The organism is Saccharopolyspora aridisoli, from assembly GCF_004348445.1.
GTDB lineage: Bacteria > Actinomycetota > Actinomycetes > Mycobacteriales > Pseudonocardiaceae > Saccharopolyspora > Saccharopolyspora aridisoli.
On the sequence record NZ_SMKV01000007.1, the window covers coordinates 89,181 to 111,845 of the forward strand.

General features: G+C 70.5%; 21 protein-coding genes and 1 riboswitch. Of the genes, 17 read left to right on the top strand and 4 right to left on the bottom strand.

Features of this window, described 5'->3' with window-relative positions:
• The first annotated feature begins 34 nt into the window (after nt 1-34).
• The 4 genes from rplU to proB all read left to right on the top strand — a co-directional run bounded on the left by rplU (nt 35) and on the right by proB (nt 3,406).
• Nucleotides 35-343 carry a 50S ribosomal protein L21 gene (rplU, locus tag E1161_RS07655; protein WP_132621039.1) on the top strand — a complete coding sequence of 103 codons (309 nt, stop codon included), beginning with the start codon at nt 35-37 and terminating at the stop codon, nt 341-343.
• A 14-nt stretch (nt 344-357) separates the two neighbouring features.
• A complete protein-coding gene (gene rpmA, locus E1161_RS07660; protein ID WP_093421130.1) occupies nt 358-615 on the top strand; it encodes a 50S ribosomal protein L27 in 258 nt (85 codons plus the stop codon).
• Nucleotides 616-797: 182 nt separating this feature from the next.
• A complete protein-coding gene (gene obgE, locus E1161_RS07665) occupies nt 798-2,294 on the top strand; it encodes a GTPase ObgE (protein WP_132621241.1) in 1,497 nt (498 codons plus the stop codon).
• Nucleotides 2,291-3,406, top strand: a complete 1,116-nt coding sequence (gene proB, locus E1161_RS07670; RefSeq protein WP_132621041.1) for a glutamate 5-kinase — start codon at nt 2,291-2,293, stop codon at nt 3,404-3,406. Before obgE ends, proB begins: the two co-directional genes overlap by 4 nt.
• A gap of 1 nt (nt 3,407) precedes the next feature.
• Here the strand turns inward: proB and E1161_RS07675 are convergent, their stop codons facing one another.
• On the bottom strand, nt 3,408-4,679 hold the full coding sequence (locus E1161_RS07675) for an MFS transporter (protein WP_132621043.1): 1,272 nt from the start codon (nt 4,677-4,679) through the stop codon (nt 3,408-3,410).
• Between the two features lie 100 nt (nt 4,680-4,779).
• Between E1161_RS07675 and E1161_RS07680 the strand changes: the two genes are divergently transcribed.
• The gene (locus E1161_RS07680) at nt 4,780-6,468 is read left to right on the top strand and encodes a DUF885 domain-containing protein (protein ID WP_328591227.1); all 1,689 of its coding nucleotides are present in this window, start codon (nt 4,780-4,782) and stop codon (nt 6,466-6,468) included.
• 124 nt (nt 6,469-6,592) lie between these two features.
• Here E1161_RS07680 and E1161_RS07685 read toward each other — a convergent pair whose 3' ends face one another.
• Nucleotides 6,593-8,713, bottom strand: coding sequence for a RecQ family ATP-dependent DNA helicase (locus tag E1161_RS07685; protein ID WP_132621045.1), 2,121 nt, complete (start codon nt 8,711-8,713; stop codon nt 6,593-6,595).
• 501 nt (nt 8,714-9,214) lie between these two features.
• Here E1161_RS07685 and E1161_RS07690 point away from each other — a divergent pair.
• The 11 genes from E1161_RS07690 to E1161_RS27955 all read left to right on the top strand — a co-directional run bounded on the left by E1161_RS07690 (nt 9,215) and on the right by E1161_RS27955 (nt 19,505).
• Complete coding sequence (locus E1161_RS07690) at nt 9,215-10,543, top strand: glutamate-5-semialdehyde dehydrogenase (protein WP_132621047.1); 1,329 nt, start codon at nt 9,215-9,217, stop codon at nt 10,541-10,543.
• 2 nt (nt 10,544-10,545) lie between these two features.
• On the top strand, nt 10,546-11,127 hold the full coding sequence (locus E1161_RS07695; RefSeq protein ID WP_132621049.1) for a TetR/AcrR family transcriptional regulator: 582 nt from the start codon (nt 10,546-10,548) through the stop codon (nt 11,125-11,127).
• Nucleotides 11,128-11,211: 84 nt separating this feature from the next.
• Nucleotides 11,212-12,420: a cytochrome P450 gene (locus E1161_RS07700; protein WP_132621051.1), complete on the top strand. Its 1,209-nt coding sequence runs from the start codon at nt 11,212-11,214 to the stop codon at nt 12,418-12,420.
• Between the two features lie 31 nt (nt 12,421-12,451).
• Nucleotides 12,452-12,673, top strand: a complete 222-nt coding sequence (locus E1161_RS07705) for a ferredoxin (protein ID WP_132621053.1) — start codon at nt 12,452-12,454, stop codon at nt 12,671-12,673.
• 278 nt (nt 12,674-12,951) lie between these two features.
• Nucleotides 12,952-13,560: a nicotinate-nucleotide adenylyltransferase gene (gene nadD, locus E1161_RS07710; RefSeq protein WP_132621055.1), complete on the top strand. Its 609-nt coding sequence runs from the start codon at nt 12,952-12,954 to the stop codon at nt 13,558-13,560.
• A gap of 777 nt (nt 13,561-14,337) precedes the next feature.
• Nucleotides 14,338-14,721 carry a ribosome silencing factor gene (rsfS, locus tag E1161_RS07720; RefSeq protein WP_132621059.1) on the top strand — a complete coding sequence of 128 codons (384 nt, stop codon included), beginning with the start codon at nt 14,338-14,340 and terminating at the stop codon, nt 14,719-14,721.
• Nucleotides 14,718-15,338, top strand: coding sequence for a histidine phosphatase family protein (locus tag E1161_RS07725; RefSeq protein WP_132621061.1), 621 nt, complete (start codon nt 14,718-14,720; stop codon nt 15,336-15,338). Before rsfS ends, E1161_RS07725 begins: the two co-directional genes overlap by 4 nt.
• A gap of 35 nt (nt 15,339-15,373) precedes the next feature.
• On the top strand, nt 15,374-16,234 hold the full coding sequence (locus E1161_RS07730; protein WP_132621062.1) for a DegV family protein: 861 nt from the start codon (nt 15,374-15,376) through the stop codon (nt 16,232-16,234).
• 123 nt (nt 16,235-16,357) lie between these two features.
• On the top strand, nt 16,358-17,164 hold the full coding sequence (locus tag E1161_RS07735; protein WP_235874864.1) for a ComEA family DNA-binding protein: 807 nt from the start codon (nt 16,358-16,360) through the stop codon (nt 17,162-17,164).
• Nucleotides 17,161-19,101: a ComEC/Rec2 family competence protein gene (locus E1161_RS27950; protein WP_268951374.1), complete on the top strand. Its 1,941-nt coding sequence runs from the start codon at nt 17,161-17,163 to the stop codon at nt 19,099-19,101. Before E1161_RS07735 ends, E1161_RS27950 begins: the two co-directional genes overlap by 4 nt.
• Nucleotides 19,098-19,505, top strand: coding sequence for a ComEC/Rec2 family competence protein (locus E1161_RS27955; protein WP_235874865.1), 408 nt, complete (start codon nt 19,098-19,100; stop codon nt 19,503-19,505). Before E1161_RS27950 ends, E1161_RS27955 begins: the two co-directional genes overlap by 4 nt.
• A gap of 85 nt (nt 19,506-19,590) precedes the next feature.
• Here the strand turns inward: E1161_RS27955 and thrC are convergent, their stop codons facing one another.
• Nucleotides 19,591-20,859, bottom strand: a complete 1,269-nt coding sequence (gene thrC, locus E1161_RS07745) for a threonine synthase (protein WP_132621064.1) — start codon at nt 20,857-20,859, stop codon at nt 19,591-19,593.
• A gap of 14 nt (nt 20,860-20,873) precedes the next feature.
• Nucleotides 20,874-21,010: riboswitch (SAM riboswitch) on the bottom strand.
• 96 nt (nt 21,011-21,106) lie between these two features.
• Here thrC and holA point away from each other — a divergent pair.
• Nucleotides 21,107-22,093, top strand: a complete 987-nt coding sequence (gene holA, locus E1161_RS07750; RefSeq protein WP_132621066.1) for a DNA polymerase III subunit delta — start codon at nt 21,107-21,109, stop codon at nt 22,091-22,093.
• Here holA and E1161_RS27960 read toward each other — a convergent pair whose 3' ends face one another.
• Nucleotides 22,094-22,261, bottom strand: coding sequence for a hypothetical protein (locus tag E1161_RS27960; protein ID WP_235874866.1), 168 nt, complete (start codon nt 22,259-22,261; stop codon nt 22,094-22,096). It lies immediately after the preceding gene.
• Between the last annotated feature and the right edge of the window lie 404 nt (nt 22,262-22,665).

Here is a 22,665-nt window from a genome sequence, read left to right on the forward strand (position 1 = left end):
TTAGCGAAACCGAGCAGCAGGAGACTTCCGACTCATGTACGCGATCGTCAAGACCGGCGGCAAGCAGTACAAGGTGGCTGTCGGGGACGTCGTCGAGGTCGAGAAGCTCGATGGCGAGCTGGGCTCCGAGGTCGCGCTCCCGGCGGTTCTGGTCGTCGATGGCTCCGATGTCACGACCGACGTCGACGCGCTGACCAAGGTGTCGGTGACCGGCGAGCTGGTCGAGCAGACCAAGGGCCCCAAGATCCGCATCCACAAGTTCAAGAACAAGACCGGCTACCACAAGCGCCAGGGTCACCGTCAGAAGCTGACCCGGGTGAAGGTCACCGGCATCAACAAGTGAGGACCTGAGTAGTCATGGCACACAAGAAGGGCGCATCCAGCTCTCGGAACGGCCGCGACTCGAACCCCAAGTACCTCGGGGTGAAGCGCTACGGCGGCCAGGTCGTCAAGGCCGGTGAGATCCTGATCCGTCAGCGTGGGACCAAGTTCCACCCGGGTCTGAACGTGGGTCGGGGCAACGACGACACCCTGTTCGCGCTGTCCGCCGGTACCGTCGAGTTCGGACGTTACCGCGGCCGCAAGGCCGTCAGCGTGCAGCCCGTCGAGGCTTGATCCGGCTCTCGACGCAGGCCAGCAACTTCCCGGCGAGGGGCGGAACCGGCATGACCGGGCCGCCCCTCGCTTTGTGTTGTCCGGGGTGACCTGCATCGCGGCTGGGAAGCGCGCCGGTCGCGCCGCTGTTGCAATCGAGACCAAGAGCTCCACCCGCCGGGCAGCCGCTCGGCTTGATCTTCCTGGAGGCATTCGTGTCGCGGTTCGTTGACCGCGTGACCATCAGCGTCGCCGCGGGCGACGGTGGAAATGGCTGCGCCTCGGTGCACAGGGAGAAGTTCAAGCCGCTGGGCGGTCCGGACGGCGGTAACGGCGGCAAGGGCGGCGACGTCCGGCTCGTCGTCGACTCCGGCGTGCACACGCTGCTCGACTTCCACTACCGGCCGAACGCCCGCGCGGTGAAGGGTCAGCCCGGCAAGGGCGGCCACCGCAACGGCGCCCAGGGCGAGGACCTGGTGCTGCCGGTCCCGGACGGCACCGTCGTGCTGACTCCCGACGGTGAGGTCCTGGCCGACCTGGTCGGCAAGGGCACCACGTTCATCGCGGCGGCCGGCGGTCGCGGTGGCCTCGGCAACGCCGCGCTGGCCTCCAAGGCCCGCAAGGCGCCGGGCTTCGCGCTGCTGGGCGAGCCCGGCGAAGAGCTGGAGCTGGTGCTGGAGCTGAAGTCGGTCGCCGACGTCGGCCTGCTCGGCTTCCCGTCGGCGGGCAAGTCCTCGCTGATCTCGGTGGTCTCGGCCGCGAAGCCGAAGATCGCCGACTACCCGTTCACCACCTTGGTCCCCAACTTGGGCGTGGTGACCGCGGGCGAGACGGTGTTCACCGTCGCCGACGTGCCCGGCTTGATCCCCGGCGCCAGCCAGGGGCGCGGTCTGGGCCTGGACTTCCTGCGGCACATCGAGCGCTGCGCGGTGCTGGTCCACGTGGTCGACTGCGCGACGCTGGAGCCGGGCCGCGACCCGATTTCGGACATCGACGCGCTGGAGAACGAACTCGCCGAGTACACCCCGGCGCTGGCCGCCGAGCAGGGCGGCGCCGACCTGGCCGACCGCCCGCGCATGGTGGTGCTGAACAAGATCGACGTGCCGGAGGCCCGCGAGCTCGCCGACTTCGTGCGTGCGGAGGTCGAGGAGCGGGGCTGGCCGGTCTTCGAGATCTCCACCGCCTCCCGCGAGGGCCTGCGCGAGCTGAGCTTCGCGATGGGCGCCGAGGTCGAGCGCTACCGCGAGACGCTGCCCGAACCGGAACCGGCGCGCGTGGTGGTCCGGCCGACCGCGGTCGACGACGGTGGTTTCACCGTCGAACCCGACCCGGAGGAAGAGGACGCCTTCATCGTTCGCGGTGAGAAGCCGGAGCGCTGGATCCGGCAGACCGACTTCAACAACAGCGAGGCCGTGGGCTTCCTGGCGGACCGGCTGGCGAAGCTGGGCGTGGAGGACGCGCTGGCCAAGCAGGGCGCCGAACCAGGCAGCCAGGTCACCATCGGCACCATGACCTTCGACTGGGAGCCCTCCACCCCGGCCGGGATGGCCAACCTGCTCGGTCGACGCGGTCACGACCTGCGGCTGGAGTCTGACGACCGGGTTTCGGCGCACGAGCGCAAGATCGCCAAGCAGGCGCGCCGCGGTAGCGGGCTGGACGAGTTCGGCCGTTACGTCGGGGGCGAGGAGGACGACGAGTGAGCCTCTCGGCGACTCGGCAGGCGGTCGCGGCCGCGCAGCGGATCGTGGTGAAGGTCGGTTCGTCCTCGTTGACGACCACCGAGGGCGGCTTGGACTCCGAGCGGCTGTCGGTCCTGGTGGACACGGTCGCGAAGCGGGTCGCCGCCGGGGGACAGGTCGTGCTGGTCTCCTCGGGCGCCATCGCCGCCGGGATCGCGCCGATGGGCCTGCGTCGCAGGCCGAAGGACCTGGCGACGCAGCAGGCTGCGGCGTCGGTTGGGCAGCTGGCGCTCGCGCACGCCTACGCCGAGTCGTTCGCCCGCTTCGGCCTCACCGTCGGCCAGGTGCTGCTCACCGCCGATGACGTGGTGCGCCGCAGCAACTACCGCAACGCGCAGCGGACCCTGAACCGGCTGCTCGGGCTGGGCGTGGTGCCGGTGGTCAACGAGAACGACACGGTGGCCACCACCGAGATCCGCTTCGGCGACAACGACCGGCTGGCCGCGTTGGTCTCGCACCTGGTCGGCGCCGACGCGCTGGTCCTGCTGTCCGATGTGGACGCGCTCTACGACGGCGATCCGCGCAAGGGCGGCTCGAAGGTGATCCGCGAGGTCACAGGTGCCGCCGACATGGTCGGTGTCGACGCGGGAAGCTCGGGTGCCTCGGGGCTGGGCACCGGCGGTATGGCGTCGAAGGTCGCGGCGGCGAAAGTCGCCTGCACCTCCGGCATTCCGGTACTGCTCACGTCTTCGGCCAACGCCGAGAGCGCGTTGGGCCCGGCGGACGTGGGAACGGCCTTCGCCGCGACCGGCAACCGCCTGTCGGCCCGGCGCTTCTGGCTCGCCCACGCCGCCGGGGCCAACGGCCGCCTCTGGCTGGACGACGGTGCGGTCGCCGCGGTCGCCAAGCGCCGCCGGTCGCTGCTGGCCGCCGGGATCACCGCGGTCGAGGGCGCTTTCGACGGCGGCGACGTCGTCGAACTCCTCAACCCGACCGGCAAGGTCGTGGCCCGCGGTGTCGTCGCCTACGACGCCGAGGAGCTCCCGACCCTGATCGGACGCTCCACCCACGACCTCCCGCCCGAGCAGCGCCGAGAGGTCGTCCACGCCGACGACCTCGTGCCGCTGCGCTGATTCAGCGCAGTTCGGTGGCTCGGGTTTCGGGCAAGGTGCGGATGACGAAGAACGCGATCGCCGCGCCCACCGCGATGTACCAGAAGAAGCCCGTGGCGATGCCGAACTCGGCGAAGGCCTGGATGACCAGCGGTGCCGTGCCGCCGAAGACGGCGACGGTGAGGTTGTACCAGGCGCCGATGCCCAGCCCGCGCAGCTCGGTGGGGAACAGCTCCGACATGATCGCCGGTGCGATCGAGGTCATCGCGGTGTAGAGCCCGACACCGACGCAGAACACGACGAGCAGGCTGCCCAGGCCCGGCCGCACCAGGCTGGACAGCGGCACGATGAGGATCGCGATGGCCGCCGACCACACCAGCAGCTGCGGTTTGCGGCCGTAGCGGTCGGACACCGCGCCCATCGGGTACTGCAGCGCGATGAACAGCGCCGTCGCGATGGACAGCGCGAGGAACACGTCGGTGGCGTCGGCGTCGCGGTTCTTCACCGCGAACGGCGTGAGCGCGCTGAAGAACGTGTAGTAGCACAGCGTCGAGAGCATCGAGAACCCGATGAGCTGGCCAACGGCCTTGGGGTGCTCCCGCAGCGTCAGCATCAGCGGGTTCTTCAGGGCCTTGGCCTTGGTCTTGTTCTCCTCGTACTGCTCGGTCTCGGTCAGCGTGCGCCGCAACCACATGCCGACGAGCCCGAGCACGCCGCCGACGATGAACGGGATCCGCCAGCCGTAGGAGGTGAGCTGGTCCTCGCTGAGCGCGGAGGTCAGCAGGAATCCCAGCAGCGAGGCGATGAGCAGTGCGGCACCCGTGGAGATGTAGAAGAACGACGAGTACCGGCCGCGCCGCGACGGAGGCGCGATCTCGGCGAGGTAGGCCGAGGCGTTGGAGACCTCGCCGCCGAGCGAGAGGCCCTGCCCGATGCGGGCGAGGATGAGCAGGATCGACGCCAGCCACCCGATGGACTCGAAGCTCGGCAGGATGCCGATGATCAGCGAACCGCCGGCCATCAGCGAGATCGTCACCAGCATCGCGGTCTTGCGGCCACGGAGGTCGGCGAAGCGGCCGAGCATCCAGCCGCCGAGCGGGCGGAAGAAGAACGCGAGCGCGAAGGTCGCCAGCGTGTTGATGAGCGCCCATTCGCCGGGGAAGAACGCGGAGGCGAAGTACACGCTGAACGCGGTGTAGATGGTCCAGTCGTACCACTCGATGGCGTTCCCGATGCTCGCCGCGACCAGCGTTCGAACCGGGAGCTCGTGGGCCACGGCTTCGTCCTGCGACATCGCAACCTCCGCGTCGACACCCCGGAACGGGGTGCCGACAAGCTATGCGCTCGGCCGGGAGCGCGAAAGCCCCGAGTCCTCACGGGAATCGGAAATCCAGGTGAGGCGGACGCGCGCGCTGGTGCAGACTGCCGGGATGGTCACGGTGCGCGAAGCGGCTGACGAGCTCGTCGAGGTGCTCGTCGAGGAGAACCCGCTGAACGAGTTGCTGCTGGGGTTGCCCGGAACCGCGGATCGGCTCAACGATCCGGACGAGCGGGCCGAATCATGCTTGCGCGATCGCGCCCTGCGCATCGCCTCGACCGCACGCGGTCTCGACGGCGACGACCTCACCCGCGACGTGGTGATCGCCGAAGCGGAGGGCGTGGCCACCCGCATCGCGTCGCGCCTGGTGGAGCACACGATGCACGACTCGGTCGTCTCACCGCTCGCCAAGGTACTGGAGCTGATCCCGCAGCAGCATCCTGAAGGCGCGGACCAGGAGCGTGACTACCTGAGCATGCTCGCGGCGATACCGGAGTTCCTGGCCAGGAGCGGTGTGCGGCATCGCGCCGGGGCGAGCGCGGGAAGACTGCCGGTCGCCCGCCGGGTCCGGGTCGCGATCGAGCACCTGGACGCCCACCTCGCCGCGCCGCACGACGATCCGCTGCGCAGGCCGAAGCTGAGCTCGGACGAGGATCGAGACCGCTTGCTGGCGGAGGAGGTCCGGCCCGCGCTCGCCGCCTACCGCCAGGTCCTGAGCGACCTGCCCGGCAGGTCGGACGACGAGCCCGGGCTCTGCTTCCTCCCGGACGGCGCCGGCACCTACACCGCCCTCGCCCGGATGCACACCACGACCGACCGCACGCCCGAGGAGCTGCACCGGACCGGTCGCGAACTGTTGGCGGACCTCGACGAGGAGTACGCCGAGATCGGGTCCCGCGTCTTCGGCCTGCGCGACGCGGCCGAGATCCGGGACCGGATGCGCAGCGCCCCGTGCTGGTCGAGCGGTGAGGAACTGCTGGCCGCCGCGAGAACGGCCGTTTCCCGGGCGGAGGCCGCCGCGCCCCGGTGGTTCGGGCGGACGCCCTCGCACCGCTGCCGCGTCGAGCCGTTCCCGGACGACCAGGCCCCGGACGCCGTGGGCGCCGCGTACCTGCCCGGGCCGGTCGACGGGTCCCGGCCCGGCACCTACTTCGCCAACACCCACGCCGCCGAGCAGCGGCCGCGATTCCTCGCCGAGGCGCTCGCGTTCCACGAGGCCGTACCCGGTCACCACTTCCAGATCAGCCTCACCCAGGAGCTCACCGACGTCCCGACGATCCGGCGGATCGCCGGCTTCAACGCCCACATCGAGGGTTGGGCACTGTACGCCGAGCGGTTGGCTGACGAGATGGAGCTCTACAGCGACGATCTCAGCCGCCTGGGGATGCTCGCGATGGACTCCACGCGCGCCGCTCGGCTGGTCGTCGACACCGGTCTGCACGCCTTCGGCTGGCCCCGGTCGCAGGTCGTGGACTTCCTCCGCGCCCACACCCTCATGCCCGAGGTGGAGGTCCAGAGCGAGACCGACCGCTACATCGAAGCTCCCGGCCAGGCGCTGTCCTACATGGTCGGACGGCTGGAGGTCCAACGGCTGCGTTCGCAGGTCGAACGCCACCCGGGGTTCGACCTGCACGCCTTCCACGACCTGCTGCTGGCCCACGGACCGCTGCCGATGTCGGTGCTGGCCGGGCTCTGCGAAGAAGTGGCGGAGCCACTTCCTCCTCCTGGTGAGCACCTTCGCAGCTCGCACCGCCGCGGGTTCTGAGCGCTTCACGGCGAGCACGCCGCGACGATGTGCATCGGCATGCATGAGGAGCGGCGCGCGGAGTCCGCGGAGCCGCTCAGGTTCCCCTACCCGCACGGCCGCGCGCGGCGACCCCGACCACGTCCTAACTGGTCGAGGCGAGGGTGAACGGCAGCACGGCGGGCGCACCGGCTCGGCGGATTATGCGGCCGACGACCGTTGCGGTCCAACCGGTGTCGGCGTAGTCGTCCATCAGCAGCACGGGACCGTCCAAGGCCGCCAACTCGCCCGCCAGTTCCTCCTCGATCTTGAACTGGCGCCACAGCGAAGCCACCCGCTGCGCGCTGTTGGTGGCGCGGTTCGGCGTCGTGTTCGGGTTGGTCAGGACCTCGCCGAGCAGCGGCAACCGGCCGATCCCGGCGATGCGCTCGGCCAGGCTGCGCACCAGCTTCGGCCGCGTCCGCGAGCCCAGGGCCACGACACCGACCGGACGCTGCTCCCACTCCCACGCGGCCAGCACCTTGATCGCGGCCTGGAACAGGTCGTCCGGCAGCTCCTGGTCGGGAGTCCCGGTGGCCAGCAGTTCCCGCAGCCGGTTGCCCCAGCCGATGTCGGTGAGCCTGCCGATCGCGCGACCAGTGGTGGCCTGTTCATCGGCGGGCAGCTTGCCAGAGGCGTCCACGCCCAGCGCGGACATGCCGCTCGGCCACATCTTGCGCGGAGCGATGTCCACGCCCGGCCGCTGCAACCGCTCCTGCGCCTGCTGCACGGCTCGCTCGTCGACCTCGGCGGAGTAGCCCGACCCGGTGCAGTTGTCGCAGCGCCCGCAGGGTTCGGCGTGCGGGTCGTCGAGCTGGCGGCGCAGGAACTCCATCCGGCAGGACGACGTGATCTGGTAGTCGATCATCGCCTGCTGCTCGGCCTGGCGCTCGGCCTCGATGCGCCGGTAGCGCTCGGCGTCGTAGTGCCACGGTTCGCCGGTGGCCTCCCATCCGCCCTTGACCCGCTGGACCGCGCCGTCGACGTCGAGGACCTTGAGGACCATCTCCAACCGGTTGCGGCTCAGCTCAACGTGCGGTTCCAAGGCTGCGGTGGAGAGCTTGCCCTGCTCGGCCAGGGTGTCGAGGACGGCGCGCACGGTGTGCTCCGGCGGGAACGCCAGCGAGGCGAAGTAGCTCCAGATCTCGCGGTCCTCCGGACCGGGCAGCAGCAACACCTCGGCGCGCTGGACACCACGACCGGCGCGACCGATCTGCTGGTAGTAGGCGATCGGCGAGGACGGCGCGCCCACGTGCACCACGAAACCGAGGTCGGGCTTGTCGAAACCCATGCCGAGGGCAGAGGTGGCCACCAGCGCCTTGACCCTGTTCTCCAGCAGGTCGGCTTCGGCCTGCTCCCGCTCGGTCGGATCGGTGCGGCCCGAGTAGGCCGCGACCTCGTAACCCTGCTCGCGCAGGTAGGAGGTGATCTCGTGGGCCGCGGCGACGGTGAGGGTGTAGATGATGCCCGAGCCGGGCAGTTCCCCGAGCTGCCCGGCCAGCCAGCCCAACCGGGCCTGCGCGGTGGGCAACCGCACCACGCCGAGCCGCAGGCTCTCGCGGTCCAGCGTGCCGCGCAGCACCAGCGTCTCCTGCGGATCGGTGAACTCGCCGCCGACGCCGAGCTGATCGGAGACGTCGGCGACCACGCGGTCGTTGGCGGTGGCGGTGGTGGCCAGCACCGGAACGCCCTCGGGCAGTTCGGTCAGCAGCGTGCGCAGCCGCCGGTAGTCGGGGCGGAAGTCGTGGCCCCAGTCGGAGATGCAGTGCGCCTCGTCGACCACCAGCAGCCCGGCGTTCTGGGTGAGCTCGGGCAGGATCGTGTCCCGGAAGTCGGGGTTGTTGAGCCGCTCGGGGCTGACCAGCAGCACGTCGATCTCGCCCGCGGCGACGCGCTCCTCGATGTCGGTCCACTCCTCGGGGTTGGCCGAGTTGATGGTGGCGGCGTGGACCTCGGCGTTGGCCGCGGCGGCGACCTGGTTGCGCATCAGCGCCAGCAGCGGCGAGACGATCACGGTCGGTCCCTCGCCGAGCTCGCGCAGCAGCGCGGTGGCGATGAAGTAGACCGCTGACTTGCCCCAGCCGGTGCGCTGCACGACCAGCGCGCGGCGGCGTTCGAGCACCAGCGCGCGGATCGCCGCCCACTGGTCCTCGCGCAGCGCGGCCTCGGGGCCGGCCAGTGCTCGGAGTCGTTCTTCGGCGAGTTCCCGCAGCGCTTCTTCGTCCACGTCCCGAATTCCTACCGGACGCCGCTGACGCCTCGTGTCCGGGGCGGCGCGGGCGTGTCGGGAACCCTTGCCGCGGAGTCGCTGATCTCAGGAGCTTGAGACACGACGAGGCGGTTGCCGATGGAGGAACTGTTCGCTGAGGGCTTCGACGTCGCTCCGCAGGACTGCTACCGCCGGTGGGCGGAGCACGGGCCGGTCATGCGGGTCCGGATGCGCGGACGGCCGAGCGGGATGGGTGAGGCGGCGAAGCCGATGGGGCTCGCGGGCACGCCGATCGCCCGCACGCCACTTCGTCGACGTGATCGACGCCGCCAACCGCGACCCCCAGCGCTTCACGCCACCGGAGCTGTTCGAACCGAGCGCGGAGTCGAGCGGACATCGCCTTCGTGCACGGCATCCACCACTGCCTCGGAGCCCCGCTGGCGTCGTTGCCGGTGGCGCTGTCCTGAGGAGCGGGAAATGCGTTGCCGGGCGTGCGCGGTCACGGATTAGGCTGGTGGGGTGACCGCCATCGAGTTCCCCACCTCTGACAAGGCGACCGGCGACGACCTGCGCGACCAGGTGCGCGGCGCTGCCCGCCGCGCCCGCGAGGCCTCCGCCGAGCTGGCGCAGACCACACGCGGTGCCAAGGACGCGCTGCTGCAGGACGTGGCTGACGAGCTGGTCAAGCGCGCGCCGGAGATCTTGGAGGCCAACGAGCGCGACGTGGCCGCCGCCCGCGAGTCCGGGATGACCGAGGCGCTGATCGACCGGTTGGTCCTGAGCACCGGCCGCGTCGAGGCGATGGCCGACGGCCTGCGCACGGTCGCCGGACTGCCGGACCCGGTGGGGGAGGTGCAGCGCGGCCAGGTGTTGCCCAACGGCGTCCAGCTGCGCCAGGTGCGGGTGCCGCTCGGCGTGGTCGGCATCGTCTACGAGGGACGCCCGAACGTGACGGTCGACGCCGCCGGGCTGACCTTGAAGTCGGGCAACGCGGTGCTGCTGCGCGGCTCGTCGTCGGCGGAGAGCTCCAACACCGCCTTGGTGCGGGTCCTGCGCGACGTCGTCGCCCGGCACGGTCTGCCGACGGACGCCGTCCAGTTGCTGCCCTGCCACGACCGGGCCTCGGTGCACCACCTGATCACCGCTCGCGGACTGGTCGACGTGGTCATCCCGCGCGGTGGCGCGGGCTTGATCTCGGCGGTCGTCGAGCAGGCCACGGTTCCGGCCATCGAGACCGGTGTGGGCAACTGCCACGTCTACGTCGACTCCAGCGCCGACCTCGACATGGCGCTGCGGATCCTGCTGAACTCCAAGGCGCGCCGACCGAGCGTCTGCAACTCCGCGGAGACCTTCCTGGTGCACGCCGACATCGCCGAGGAGTTCCTGCCCCGCGCGATCGCCGCGCTGGGCGAAGCCGGCGTGGCTGTGCACGGCGATGAGCAGGTGGTCGCCGTCGGCGGCCCGAACGTCGTGCCTGCCACCGACGAGGACTGGGACACCGAGTACCTGTCGCTGGACATCGCCGCTGCCGTCGTCGAGTCGCTGCCCGCCGCCGTCGAGCACATCCGCGAGCACGGCTCCGGGCACACCGAAGCGATCGTGACCAGTGATTTCCGCGCCTCTCAGCGGTTCACCTCGCAGGTCGACGCGGCCGCGGTGATGGTCAACGCCAGCACCGCCTTCACCGATGGCGGTGAGTTCGGGATGGGCGCCGAGATCGGCATCTCGACCCAGAAGCTGCACTCGCGGGGCCCGATGGGGTTGCCGGAGCTGACCTCCACCAAGTGGGTCGCGTTCGGCGACGGCCACGTGCGGCCGGGTTCGGCCCCGGCCAAGCCGGGGAGCTGAACTTGACGCAGGCGCCGCGACGCAAGCGCGACTCCGCCGCCACCAAGGAAGCCCTGCTGCAGGCCGCATCGGAGCTGTTCACCGAGCGCGGTTTCAGCGCGACGACGGTGCGCGACGTCGCGGCGCGCGCCGGTGCCAACCAGGCCCTGCTGTTCCGCTACTTCGGTTCGAAGCAGGAGCTGTTCGCGGCGGTCCTGACCCGCAACAGCGAGCAGGTGGTCGCGGAGCTCTCCGCTGAGGAGCTGCCCCGGCAGCTGCTGATGAACCTGCTCGACAGCGCCGAACCCAACGGGGAGCACCCGCTGGTGGCGATGCTGCGCTCGTGGAGCGATGAACGGGCGGCGGAGATGTTGCGCGGCGAGTTGGGCGCCCGCTACACCGAGCGGCTCTCGGAGCTCTCGGATGCCGAGGACGCGCAGCTGCGCGCCGATCTCGTGCTGGCGTGGGTGTTCGGCATCGGGATGGTGCGCTCGGTGCTCGGGAAGAGCCCGTTGGCGGAGGCCGACCCCGAGGTCATCGTCGGTTACGTCACCCGCGCGGCATCCGTCCTGCTCGAGCGAACGGACCTTTCGGACGATCGGTGATCACGGCGTGCGCAGCGTCTTCCCCAGGCGTAACGTGGCTTTGTAAGCGACTGCTTACAAACGATGTCCCCCGGGGAGCTGCGCATGACCACCACGGAGCCGAGGACGTATCCGTTCAACGTCGCCGAGGCGCTCGACCTCGACCCCACCTACGCCCAGTTGCGCGAGCAGGAGCCGCTGAGCCGCGTCAAGCTGCCCTACGGCGAAGAGGCATGGCTGGCCACCCGCTACGAGGACGTCAAGGTCGTCCTCGGCGATCCGAGGTTCAGCCGCGCCGCGACGGTGGAGCGCGACGAACCGCGACTGCGACCGCGCCAGCAGGTCGGCGGGATCCTGAGCATGGACCCGCCCGACCACACCCGGCTGCGCCGACTGGTGGCCAAGGCGTTCACCCAGCGCCGCGTCGAGGAGCTGCGCCCGCGCACCCAGGACATCGCCGATGACCTGGTGAGCTCGATGGTCGAGCGCGGTGGCCCGGTCGACCTGGTCGAGGACTTCGCGCTGCCGCTGCCGATCACGGTGATCTGCGAGCTGCTGGGCGTGCCCTTCGAGGATCGCGCGGACTTCCGGGTTTGGTCGGACGCGTTCCTGTCGACCAACAAGCTCACCGCCGCGCAGGTCACCGACTACGCGGACCGGATGATGGACTACATCGCCGGTCTGATCGCGCAGCGCCGGGTTGAGCCCGCCGACGACCTGATCACCGGCCTCATCACCGCCCGCGACGAGCACGACGAGCTCAGCGAGGACGAGATGGTGCGGCTGGCCGCCGGAATCCTCGTCGCCGGGCACGAGACGACCGCCTCGCAGATCCCCAACTTCCTCCACGTGCTGCTGACCCACCCCGGGCAGTTGCAGCGGTTGCGCGCGGAGCTGGACCTGATCCCGTCCGCCGTCGAGGAGCTGCTGCGCTACGTGCCGCTGGGCGTCGGCGCCGGTTTCGCGCGGTACGCCACCGAGGACGTCGAGCTCGGCGGTGTGGTGGTGCGCGCCGGCGAACCGGTGCTGTCGAGCATCGGCTCGGCCAACCGGGACGAAGCGGTGTTCGGTGACCCGGAGACGTTGGACCTGGCGCGCGCGGAGGCATCGCACGTCGGCTTCGGCCACGGCCCGCACCACTGCCTCGGCGCCCAGCTGGCCCGGATGGAGTTGCAGGTGGCGCTGCGCACCTTGCTCACCCGGCTGCCGGGACTGGGCTTCCCGAACTCACCCGAGCAGGACGTGACGTGGAAGACGGGGCTTCTGGTTCGGGGTCCCCAGCGGATGGTGGTGTCGTGGCAAGGTGTCGAGTGATCTCGCTCATGCGGACAGAAGAGGTGAGCTGATGAGTTGGTCGATCGAGATCGACACGAACACCTGCATCGGGTCGGGGATGTGCGCCGGGGTCGCCCCGGACCACTTCGAGCTGGTCGAGGGCTACTCGAAGACATTGCAGGACCAGTCCGAGCCCTCCGAGGAGGTCGTGGACGCCGCCGAGTCCTGCCCGGTGGAGGCGATCGTGGTCAAGGAGGTCGCGACCGGCAAGGTCGTCGCGCCCGGAGAGTGATCTGAATCACAGTAAGGATGCCGTCATGAATCCCGGTGCGCGCGGGTCTCACCCGTGCGCGCCCCGGAGGCAGCGCCCGCGATCCGAAGTGCGCCCCCAGCCGCGGAGGATCGTGCAGGGCGGCGAGGTCCGGTCGAGGGGGGAGCCTGGACCGGACCTCGCAGCCGGCTGCGTTCCCAGCGTGGGATCGAGGGGCCTGCGCTGGGACCGTGGCGTCCGACACCCCGGGGAGCCCCGCTGACGTGCCTGGTCGTGGCGCTTATCTAGGGTTGTCAGCTATGTCTCGTCGCCGGATCGGGGTCATGGGTGGCACCTTCGATCCCATTCATCACGGACACCTCGTGGCCGCCAGCGAAGTGCAGGCGCAGTTCGGCCTCGAACAGGTGATCTTCGTGCCCACCGGACAGCCGTGGCAGAAGAGCCACGAGGTCGTCTCGCCGGCCGAGGACCGCTACCTGATGACCGTGATCGCCACCGCCTCCAACCCGCGGTTCCTGGTCAGCCGGGTGGACGTCGACCGCAAGGGGCCGACCTACACCGCCGACACGCTCACCGATCTCCACGAGCAGTTCCCTGACGCGGATCTGTACTTCATCACCGGGGCCGACGCCCTGGAGCAGATCCTGTCCTGGCACCGGGTCGAGGAGATGTTCGAGCTCGCCCACTTCATCGGCGTGACCAGGCCCGGCTACTCGCTCAACAGCGCGCACCTGCCCGACGGGTCGGTGTCGTTGGTCGAGATCCCGGCGATGGCGATCTCCTCTACCGGCTGCCGCGACCGGGTCCGGGCGGGCCTGCCGGTCTGGTACCTCGTGCCCGACGGCATCGTGCAGTACATCACCAAGCGCGGCCTCTACCGCGAAACTCCAGCCGAGTGGGGCCCGTAGCAGGGGAAACGCTCGGCGGTCTCGCACTCGGCGTTTCCTGATGAGGGGGTCCTCGTCGTCGGCAGGAAATGGCGCTGTGCCGAATCGAGCGGGGTCGACGCGGTTGGCGCTCATGTCTCACGAACCTGATGTTGACGGAGCTCCAGTGATCCCACAGGGCGAGAAAACGCCCACCACGATCGTGTTCAGCGCCTCCTACCGCGTTCGCCCGAGATCGGCAGACCACGCCGTTGCCGCGCCTCGAGACCGAGGCGGCGATTCCCGGATGCGTCTACTGCAACTTCGCGCGGGACCTGGCGGATCCGAAGTCGTTCCACCTCAGCGAGGGCTGGCAGGACCAGCTGGCCCTCGAAGAGCACTACGAGTCCGCGCCTCTCCTGCGGGCAGTCGAGGAAGTGATGACCAACGTCCGCATCCTCGGATTCCAAGATCAGCGCTACGAGCTGGCGCCCGGGGTGCAGAGCCCTGGCACCAGCCCGGCAGCGCCACCACGGCGGACTGGTCCGACGGCGGGGAGCGGTAATACCACTTCGCTCCCCGAAGACGCTCATCAGGGGTGTCGTCGCTGGTCGGCGGGCTTTCGTGGTGCACTCTCCTCACCGAGCGCGGCCTTCACCGCGAAGCTCCGGCGGGTGGGGCCCGCAGGGGCGATTGAACTCGAGCGCACCGCTCGGGCATAAAGGACATGTATGCGAAGGCCGGGCGGCTCCTGGCCGGGACCGGCGGCCTATCCTGCTACCCGGCGTGGGCACACCGAGCCCGGCCGAGAGGAGTGACGTGGCAGCCACCGAGAACGCCCGCGAGCTGGCCCTGATCGCCGCCCAAGCCGCGGCCGACAAGAAGGCCACCGACGTGGTCCTGCTGGATGTCTCCGAGCAGCTGGTCATCACAGACTGCTTCATGATCGCTTCGGCCTCGAACGAGCGGCAGGTCGAAGCGATCGTCGACTCGGTCGAGGAGAAGCTGCGCGCGGCGGGCGTCAAGCCGGTCCGGCGCGAGGGAGCCCGCGAGGGCCGGTGGGTCTTGCTGGACTTCGTCGACGTCGTGGTGCACGTCCAGCACGCCGAGGAGCGCTCCTTCTACCAGCTGGAGAAGCTGTGGAAGGACTGCCCGCGGATCGAGTTCGTCGATCAGGGCGTGCCCGCCGAGGAAGACGAGTGAGTCTCGACCGGCTCGTGCTGTGGCGGCACGGCGAGACCGACTACAACCTCGTCGGCCGCATCCAGGGTCACCTCGACAGCTCGCTGACCGTCAACGGGGTCGAGCAGGCCGAGCAGGCCGCTCCCTCCATCGCGGCCTTCGAGCCTTCTGTGGCCATCAGCTCCGACCTGAACCGCGCGCGCACCACCGCCGCCGCCTACGCCAAGGTCAGCGGTGAGCCGGTGAAGCTGGACAAGCGGCTGCGGGAGACCCACGTCGGGGAGTGGCAGGGGCTCAGCGGAGCCGAGGTCGAGCACGGCTGGCCCGGTGCGCTGAACACCTGGCGGGCGAACCCGACCTGGGCGCCGCCCGGCGGGGAGTCCCGCATCGAGGTCGCCACCCGCGCCGTCGAGGTCGTCACCGAGCTCGACGACCAGTACGAGGGCACCGCGCTGCTGTGCGCGCACGGCGGGCTGATCACCGCGCTCACCGCGAAGCTGCTGGCACTGCCGGTCGAGCTGTGGCCGGGTCTGGCCGGCGTGCGCAACTGCCACTGGGTGGTCCTCAACCGCCGCAGCCCCAGCGATCACCGTTGGCGCCTGATGGTCTACAACGCCGGGGCGCAAGCCCACGTGTGATCGCATCTGCCGTCTGCCGTCGTAGGGTTGCGTCCGTGTCCATTGCCGTCGTCACCGATTCCACGGCGTACCTGCCGTCCGGGTACGCCGCGCGGTACGGGGTTCGGGTCGTTCCGCTGCACGTCAGCGTGAACGGTGGCAAGCACGTCTACGAGACCGGGTTCTCGCCTCGCGACCTCGCCGACGCGTTGGCGAACAAGCATCGGGTGACCACCGCGAGCGCCACCTCGGGAGAGCTGTCCCGCGCTTACCGGCAGGCGCTGGACGACGGCGCCGAGGGAGTCGTGGCGGTGCACCTGTCCCGGCAGCTGTCGGGGACGTGGGACGCCGCTCGGCTGGCCGCGCGCGAGACCGACCCGGACCGGGTCCGGGTCGTGGACTCGCGTTCGGCGGCGATGGGGCTGGGGTTCTCGGTTCTCGGCGCCGCCGACGCCGCTCAGGCGGGCGCCGACCTGGACGAGGTGGAGCACACCGCTGCGGTGACGGCCGCGCGCACGACCACCGTGTTCTCCGTGCAGACCCTGGAGTACCTGCGACGCGGCGGGCGCATCGGCACCGCAGCGGCAGTGCTGGGTACGGCGCTGTCGATCAAGCCGTTGCTGCACGTCGACGACGGGCGCATCGAAGCGCTGGAGAAGGTGCGCACCACGACTCGCGCGATGGCCCGGCTTCGCGACATCTCGCTGGACGCGGCCGGTTCCGGTTCGGCGGCGATCGCGGTGCACCACCTCGCCGCCGCCGAGCACGCCGAGGAGCTGGCGGCGCGGCTCACCGCCGAGCTGGGGGAGTCGGTGGAGTGCGTCGTCTCGGAGGTCGGCGCGGTCATCGGGGCGCACATCGGGCCCGGATCTGTGGGCGTGGTGGTTCTCCCGAACGGGTGGCGTTTCGGCGCGTGAAAAACCTTCAGGGCGCGGATTCCACACCATCGAGCTGAATTCCGGCGATGTTCTATCCACAGTAGGCAGATGCACGAAAAATGAAGGTGGGCAACGTGTTTCGGGCGCGCTAACGTCGTCGGCATGTTCGACACCAAGCTCTTCCGCGCCACTGACGACGACTCCTACGAGCAGCTCGACACCCGGTCCCGGTTGCAGACGCTGCGCCACGAGGCCGAGCACGACGAGCCGACGCGACGACTCCAGCCCAACTACTCGGTGAAACCGCCCGGCGGTGGCCGAAGTTCGCCGTTGTCGCGGTTCGCCGAGCGCTGGCTGCCCGAATCACTGCTGAGGTCGAGAATGGACCCCGGTCGCACCGGGGTGCTCGCGGTGTCGTTGGTCGCGGCCGTCGTGCTGGTCGGAGTGCTCGTCCTCGCCTGGTCCGGCCGCCCGACGGCCGATTCCGCTCCGCCACCACTTCCCGCTCCGCCACCACCGGTGTCGACGAGCGCCGCCGCTCCCGCGGAGCTGGTGGTCAGCGTCGTCGGCCGAGTCCAGCGCCCCGGCCTGGTCACGGTCTCAGCCGGTGCGCGGGTCGCCGACGCCGTGTCAGCGGCGGGCGGGCCACTTCCCGACACCGACTTGACCGCACTCAACCTCGCTCGCCGTCTGGCCGACGGCGAGCAGCTCTACGTCGCCATCCCGGTGCCACCGGAGGCCCAGCCGGGGCAGACCGGTGCGGGTGGCGGCGGCGACAGCAGGGTCGACCTCAACACCGCGACGAAGGAGCAGCTCGATGGCCTACCAGGGGTCGGCGAGGTCACCGCCGAGCGAATCCTGCAGTGGCGCACCGAGCACGGCCGCTTCGGCTCGGTGGACCAGCTGCGGGAGGTCGGGGGGATCGGTGACGCTCGGCTGTCCAAGCTGCGCGATCTGGTGCGGGTGTGATCCGGCGGCTGGACCTGCGGCTGGTCCCGGCGGCAGCGGCGGTCTGGGCGGTGACGCTGCTCGGTCTGCTGGCGGGCTGGGTGCCGGCCGCGGTGACAGCGCTGGCGGCGGCGTTCCCGGTGGTCTTGGTGATCTCGCGGCGGTCGGGGTCCAAGGCCGTGCTGGTGGTTCTGCTGCTCGCCGCGGTGTCGGCGACCGGCATCGCGATCCGGGCCCACGACGTCGAGGTACATCCGCTCCGCCGCGCGGCGGGTGCCGGTGAGCGAGTGATGCTGCGGGTGCAGCTGACGAGCGAGCCCACTCCGCTGCGAGGGGCGGCGTTCGGCGCCAGCCGGGCGCAGGACCGCTCGCTCGCCAGAGCGGAGCTGGTGACCGCCGAGATCGCCGGCCGCCGGTATGCGGCAGGCGGTTCGGTGGTGCTGCTGGTGCCGACCGAGTCGTGGCGCGGACTGATCGCCGGGCAGCGGCTCACCGTCCGCGGCAAGGCGGCATCGCCGCGCGACGGACAGCTCGACGTGGCGGTGCTGCCGGTCTACCGGGCGCCGAGCGAGGTCGCGGCACCACCGGAGTGGCAGCGCGTGGCAGCGGACATGCGCGCGGGACTGCGCGAGATCGCCGAGCGGCACCTGGGGCCCGAAGCGGCTGGCCTGCTCCCGGGACTGGTCGTCGGCGACACGAGCGGGCTGAACCCGGAGGTGTCGCAGGAGTTCGAGACGGCGGGCCTGAGCCACCTCACCGCCGTCTCGGGTGCGAACTTGGCGATCGTGTGCGGCGCGGTCCTGGTGCTGCTGCGGCTGCTGGGCATGGGGCCGTTGGTCTGCGCGCTGGGTGCTGGTGCGGCACTGGTCGGGTTCGTCGCTTTGACCGGGCCCGAACCGAGCGTGCTGCGCGCCGCGGTGATGGGAGCCATCACGCTGCTCGCGCTGGTGCTGGGCCGTCGCCGATCGGCGCTGCCGGCGTTGGCGGCGAGCGTGATCGGGCTGCTGCTCCTGCTGCCGGAGCTGGCGGTCAGCGCTGGGTTCGCCCTGTCGGTCGTGGCGACGGCGGGCCTGGTGCTGCTGGCGCCGGTGTGGGCGGCGGCGTTGCGGGCGCGCGGCGTGCCGGTCGGACTGGCCGAGGCGATTGCGGTCCCGGTGGCCGCGCACGTGGTCACCGCGCCGCTGATCGCCGCGATCTCCGGCGGCGTGAGCCTGGTGGCGGTGCCGGCCAACCTGCTGGCGGCGCCGGTGATCGCCCCGGCAACGGTGTTCGGCGTGCTGGCCACCGTCATCGCGCCGGTGTCGAGGTGGGCGGCGGCGGTCGGCGTCGTGCTGGCCGGACCGGAGTTGGAGTGGGTGCTGCTGGTCGCCGATCGCGCCTCGGCGGTACCGGGCGCGGTGTTCGACTGGCCGACGGGCGCCGGCGGTGGACTGCTGCTGGCGGTTCTGCTGCTGGTGGGGTTGATCGCGTTGCGAGGAAGGAGGATTCGGCTGCTCGCGGTGGTCGCGGTGCTGCTCAGCGCGCTGGTCGTGCTGCCGGTGCGCACCATGCTGCCGGGCTGGCCCGCGCAGGGCTGGAGCGTGGTGGCCTGCGACGTCGGGCAGGGCGACGGACTGGTGCTGGCGACCGGGAGGGCGGAGGAGGCCGTCGTGGTCGACACCGGCCCGGACCCGCGCCGTGCGGCGAACTGCCTGCGGCGCCTCGGGATTCGCCGGCTGTCGATGGCGGTTCTCACGCACCTGCACGCCGACCACGTCAGCGGGCTGCGCACGGTGCTGGGTGAGATCTCGGTCGGCGCGGTGGCGATCGGGCCGCTGCGCGAACCGAAGTGGGCCTTCGACGACCTGGTGCGCGACACCCGCGCGCACCGCACGCCGATCGTCACGCTGCAGGCCGGGCAACGGCTGGCGTGGCCGGGTCTCGTTCTCGACGTCCTCGCGCGCCGGAACCGGGCGTGACCCGCACGCAGACCGCCGACGACGCCAACGATGCGTCGCTGGTGATCCGCGCGACCACCCCGGCCGGGCGCGTGCTGCTCACCGGTGACGTGGAGCTGCCCGGGCAGGGGCGTCTGGTGTCCTCCGGTGCGGATCTGCGAGCGGACGTGCTCAAGGTTCCGCACCACGGATCCCGTTACACCACACCGCGCTTCCTGAGCGCGGTGCGGCCGAGGCTCGCGCTGATCAGCGTCGGCGCGGGCAACGACTACGGACACCCGAACCCGTTCGTGATCGACACATTGGCCCGAGCGGGCACCCGTGTGTTGCGCACCGACGAGGAAGGAGACATCGCGGTCCTACCCGGGCCGCGGGGACCTCGGTTCGTCGGACGTGGAGACCCGCTGCGCGCCACCGACGACTGAGCGTCCGAAGCCGACGAGGAGGTGGGTGGCGTCCCGTCGGAACGGCCACCCACCTGTGGGAGAGGAGTGTTCGCCTACAACTGGATCAGAGGCCGAGCGCCTGGTTCACCGACTCGGTGTTCGGGGCGACGGTGGCCTTCGGGCCGAGCTGGCCTTCGACGGCGTCCAGGGTCTTGAGGCCGTCGCCGGTGATCAACAGGACCGTCTCGGCGTCCGGGTCGATCTTGCCGGCTTCGATGAGCTTCTTGGCGGTCGCCACGGTCACACCGCCGGCGGTCTCGGCGAAGATTCCCTCGGTGCGGGCCAGCAGGCGGATGCCGGCGCGGACCTCGTCGTCGGTGACGTCCTCGATGGCACCACCGGTCTTGCGGACGATGTCGAGCACGTACGGACCGTCGGCGGGGGCGCCGATGGCCAGCGAGCGGGCGATGGTGTCCGGCTTGACCGGCTGCACCACGTCGTGGCCGTTGCGGAAGGCGGTGGAGACCGGGGAGCAGCCGGAGGCCTGCGCGCCGAAGATCTTCACCGGGCTCTCGTCGACCAGGCCGACCTGGGCGAACTCGTTGAAGCCCTTGTAGACCTTGGTCAGCTGCGAGCCGGATGCGATCGGCACCACGATCTGCTCGGGGATGCGCCATCCGAGCTGCTCGGCGACCTCGAAGGCCAGGGTTTTGGAGCCCTCGGAGTAGTAGGGCCGGACGTTGACGTTGACGAACGCCCAGTCCTCGTGCTCACCGGCGAGCTCGGTGGCGAGCCGGTTGACGTCGTCGTAGTTCCCGTCCACGGCCAGCAGCGAGCCGTCGTATACCGCGCTCATCAGGATCTTGGCGCGTTCGAGGGTCTTGGGCACCAGCACGACCGAGTCCCAGCCGGCGCGGGCAGCGGCGGCGGCCACCGCGTTGGCGAGGTTGCCGGTCGACGGGCAGGCCAGCACCTTGAACCCGAACTCGCGGGCGGCGGCCAGCGCGACGGCGACGACGCGGTCCTTGAAGGAGTGCGTGGGGTTGCCGGTGTCGTCCTTGATCCAGATCTTCTTCACGCCGAGGGCCTTGGCGAGGTTGTCCGCCTGGATCAAGCGGGTACAGCCGGGCTCGGTGTTCGGGATCTGGTCGACGTTGCTGGGAACCGGCAGGAACTGCTTGTAGCGCCAGATCGAACGCGGGCCGGACTCGATGTCCTCGCGGCGGATCTTGCCGAATTCGTAGGCGACCTCGAGCGGCGAGAAGTCTTCGAGGGAGACGAATTCGGGGGCCAGCGGCTGCCGGTGCCCCTCTTCCTTGGACACCAGTTCGACGGCGTTGCCGAGATCGAACTTCTTGCCAGCGGTCGTGTTGGCGGGGGCAGCAGCAGTCATCGCGCGAGGTCCTCTCCTCATCTGTCCCGCGGACGGGTCGGAATTGGCACCTGTTCCGTCCGTGACCTCGCGCCGGTTTTTTGCACGATGCAGCGGACGAGCGGTTGCCGGGGCTTCAACGGGCCGTTCCCTCTGCCCCTCTGGATGAGCTATTCGGTTGTGAGGGCAACGTTAGTTGAACAAATGCGTTCCTGGCCAGTCGCATCCAGATGGCGAGACTGTCGCGGGCCCGTGGGACCATTCGTCCATGAGCTCACCGACCGTTGTCGCGGACCCGCTGCACTTGGTTCTCGGAGACGAAGAGCTGCTGGTGGAGCGCGCGATGTGGGCTGCGGTCGGGGCAGCTCGCGCGGCCGATCCGGAGGCCGATTTCAGCAGGGTGAAGGTGAGTGAGCTCACCCCTCCGGAGCTGGCTGAAATGCTGAGTCCCTCGCTGTTCGCAGAGGCTCGAGTGCTGGCGATCGAATCGGCGCAGGACGCCGGGAAGGAGATCGCTGAGGCCTTGCTGCTGCACGCCAAGCAGCCGGTCGAGGGCGTGACCCTGATCGTCCTGCACAACGGTGGCGGGCGGGCCAAGCACGCCAAGGAACTTCCCAACGCGCTGAAGAAGGTCGGCGCCCGGGTCACCGAGTGCAAGAAGCTCACTAAGCCCGCCGACCGCGAGGCGTTCGTCCGCGACGAGATCCGCCGAGCAGGTGGCAAGTCCGACCCCGGCGGAGTTAGCGCGCTGATCGAGGCGGTCGGCTCGGACCTGCGGGAATTGTCGGCTGCGGCCTCGCAGCTGGTGGCCGACACGGGCGGCAAGATCGACGCGGACGCCGTTGGTCGTTACTACCGGGGCCGCGCCGAGGTGACGGGGTTCGCCGTCGCGGAGAAGGCCGTGGTCGGTGACCGGGCTGGCGCTCTCGAAGCGCTCCGCTGGGCGATCCAGCTGGGCGTGCCGCACGTGCTCATCGCCGACGCCCTCGCCGACTCGGTCCGCACCATCGGCCGCGTCGCGGCGGCGGGCGGGCGCAAGGATCCCTACCGCCTGGCGGGCGATCTCGGCATGCCCGCTTGGAAGGTCAAGAAGGCCCAGTCGCAATCGCGCGGCTGGACGCCGACGAGTCTGGCTGCGGCGCTGCAGGTCGTCGCCGAGGTCAACGCGGGGGTGAAGGGCATGGCCGCCGACGCCGACTACGCCCTGGAGAAGACGGTCCTGCGCCTGGTCTCGCTGCGCAACCAGCGCAACTGATCACGCCACGCCGAGCACGACTCCGGTGAGCACCACGACCGCACCGGTCATCCGCCGCACCGGCTGCGCTTCGCCGAGCAGCCGCCAGGCCAGCAGCCCGGCGATGACGATGCTCAGCGGGGCCACCAGGCCCACCGGCGCCACCTGCATCGCGAACAGCACCAGCATGTAGGCGAGGGGAGACAGCAGCCCGACGGCGAGGAGCTACCGCCGGTGCTCGACCCAGGTCCGCGCGAGCGCACCGCGCCGTCGTGCGGCGTAGGGCGCGAGCATGGCGCTGCGGGAGAGGTGTTGGCCCAGTCGAACAACAGCGGTGACGCCAGCCCGGTCACGGTGTGCGCGTCCCACACCGTGCAGGTCGCGATCAGCGCTGCGGTGAGCAGTCCGAACCCGACCCCGGAAGGTTCGCCCCGGCGTGCGGCATCCCGTCGGACGGGCCGATCAGGAAGATTCCGGCGACCACCAGCAGACCGCCGCACACCCCGAGCACGAACCGCCCCGGACGAGCCGGGCGCGGCGAAGAAGTGCCAGTCGGCGTGCGCGGAAGCGGCCAGGACGACGGAAACGACTGC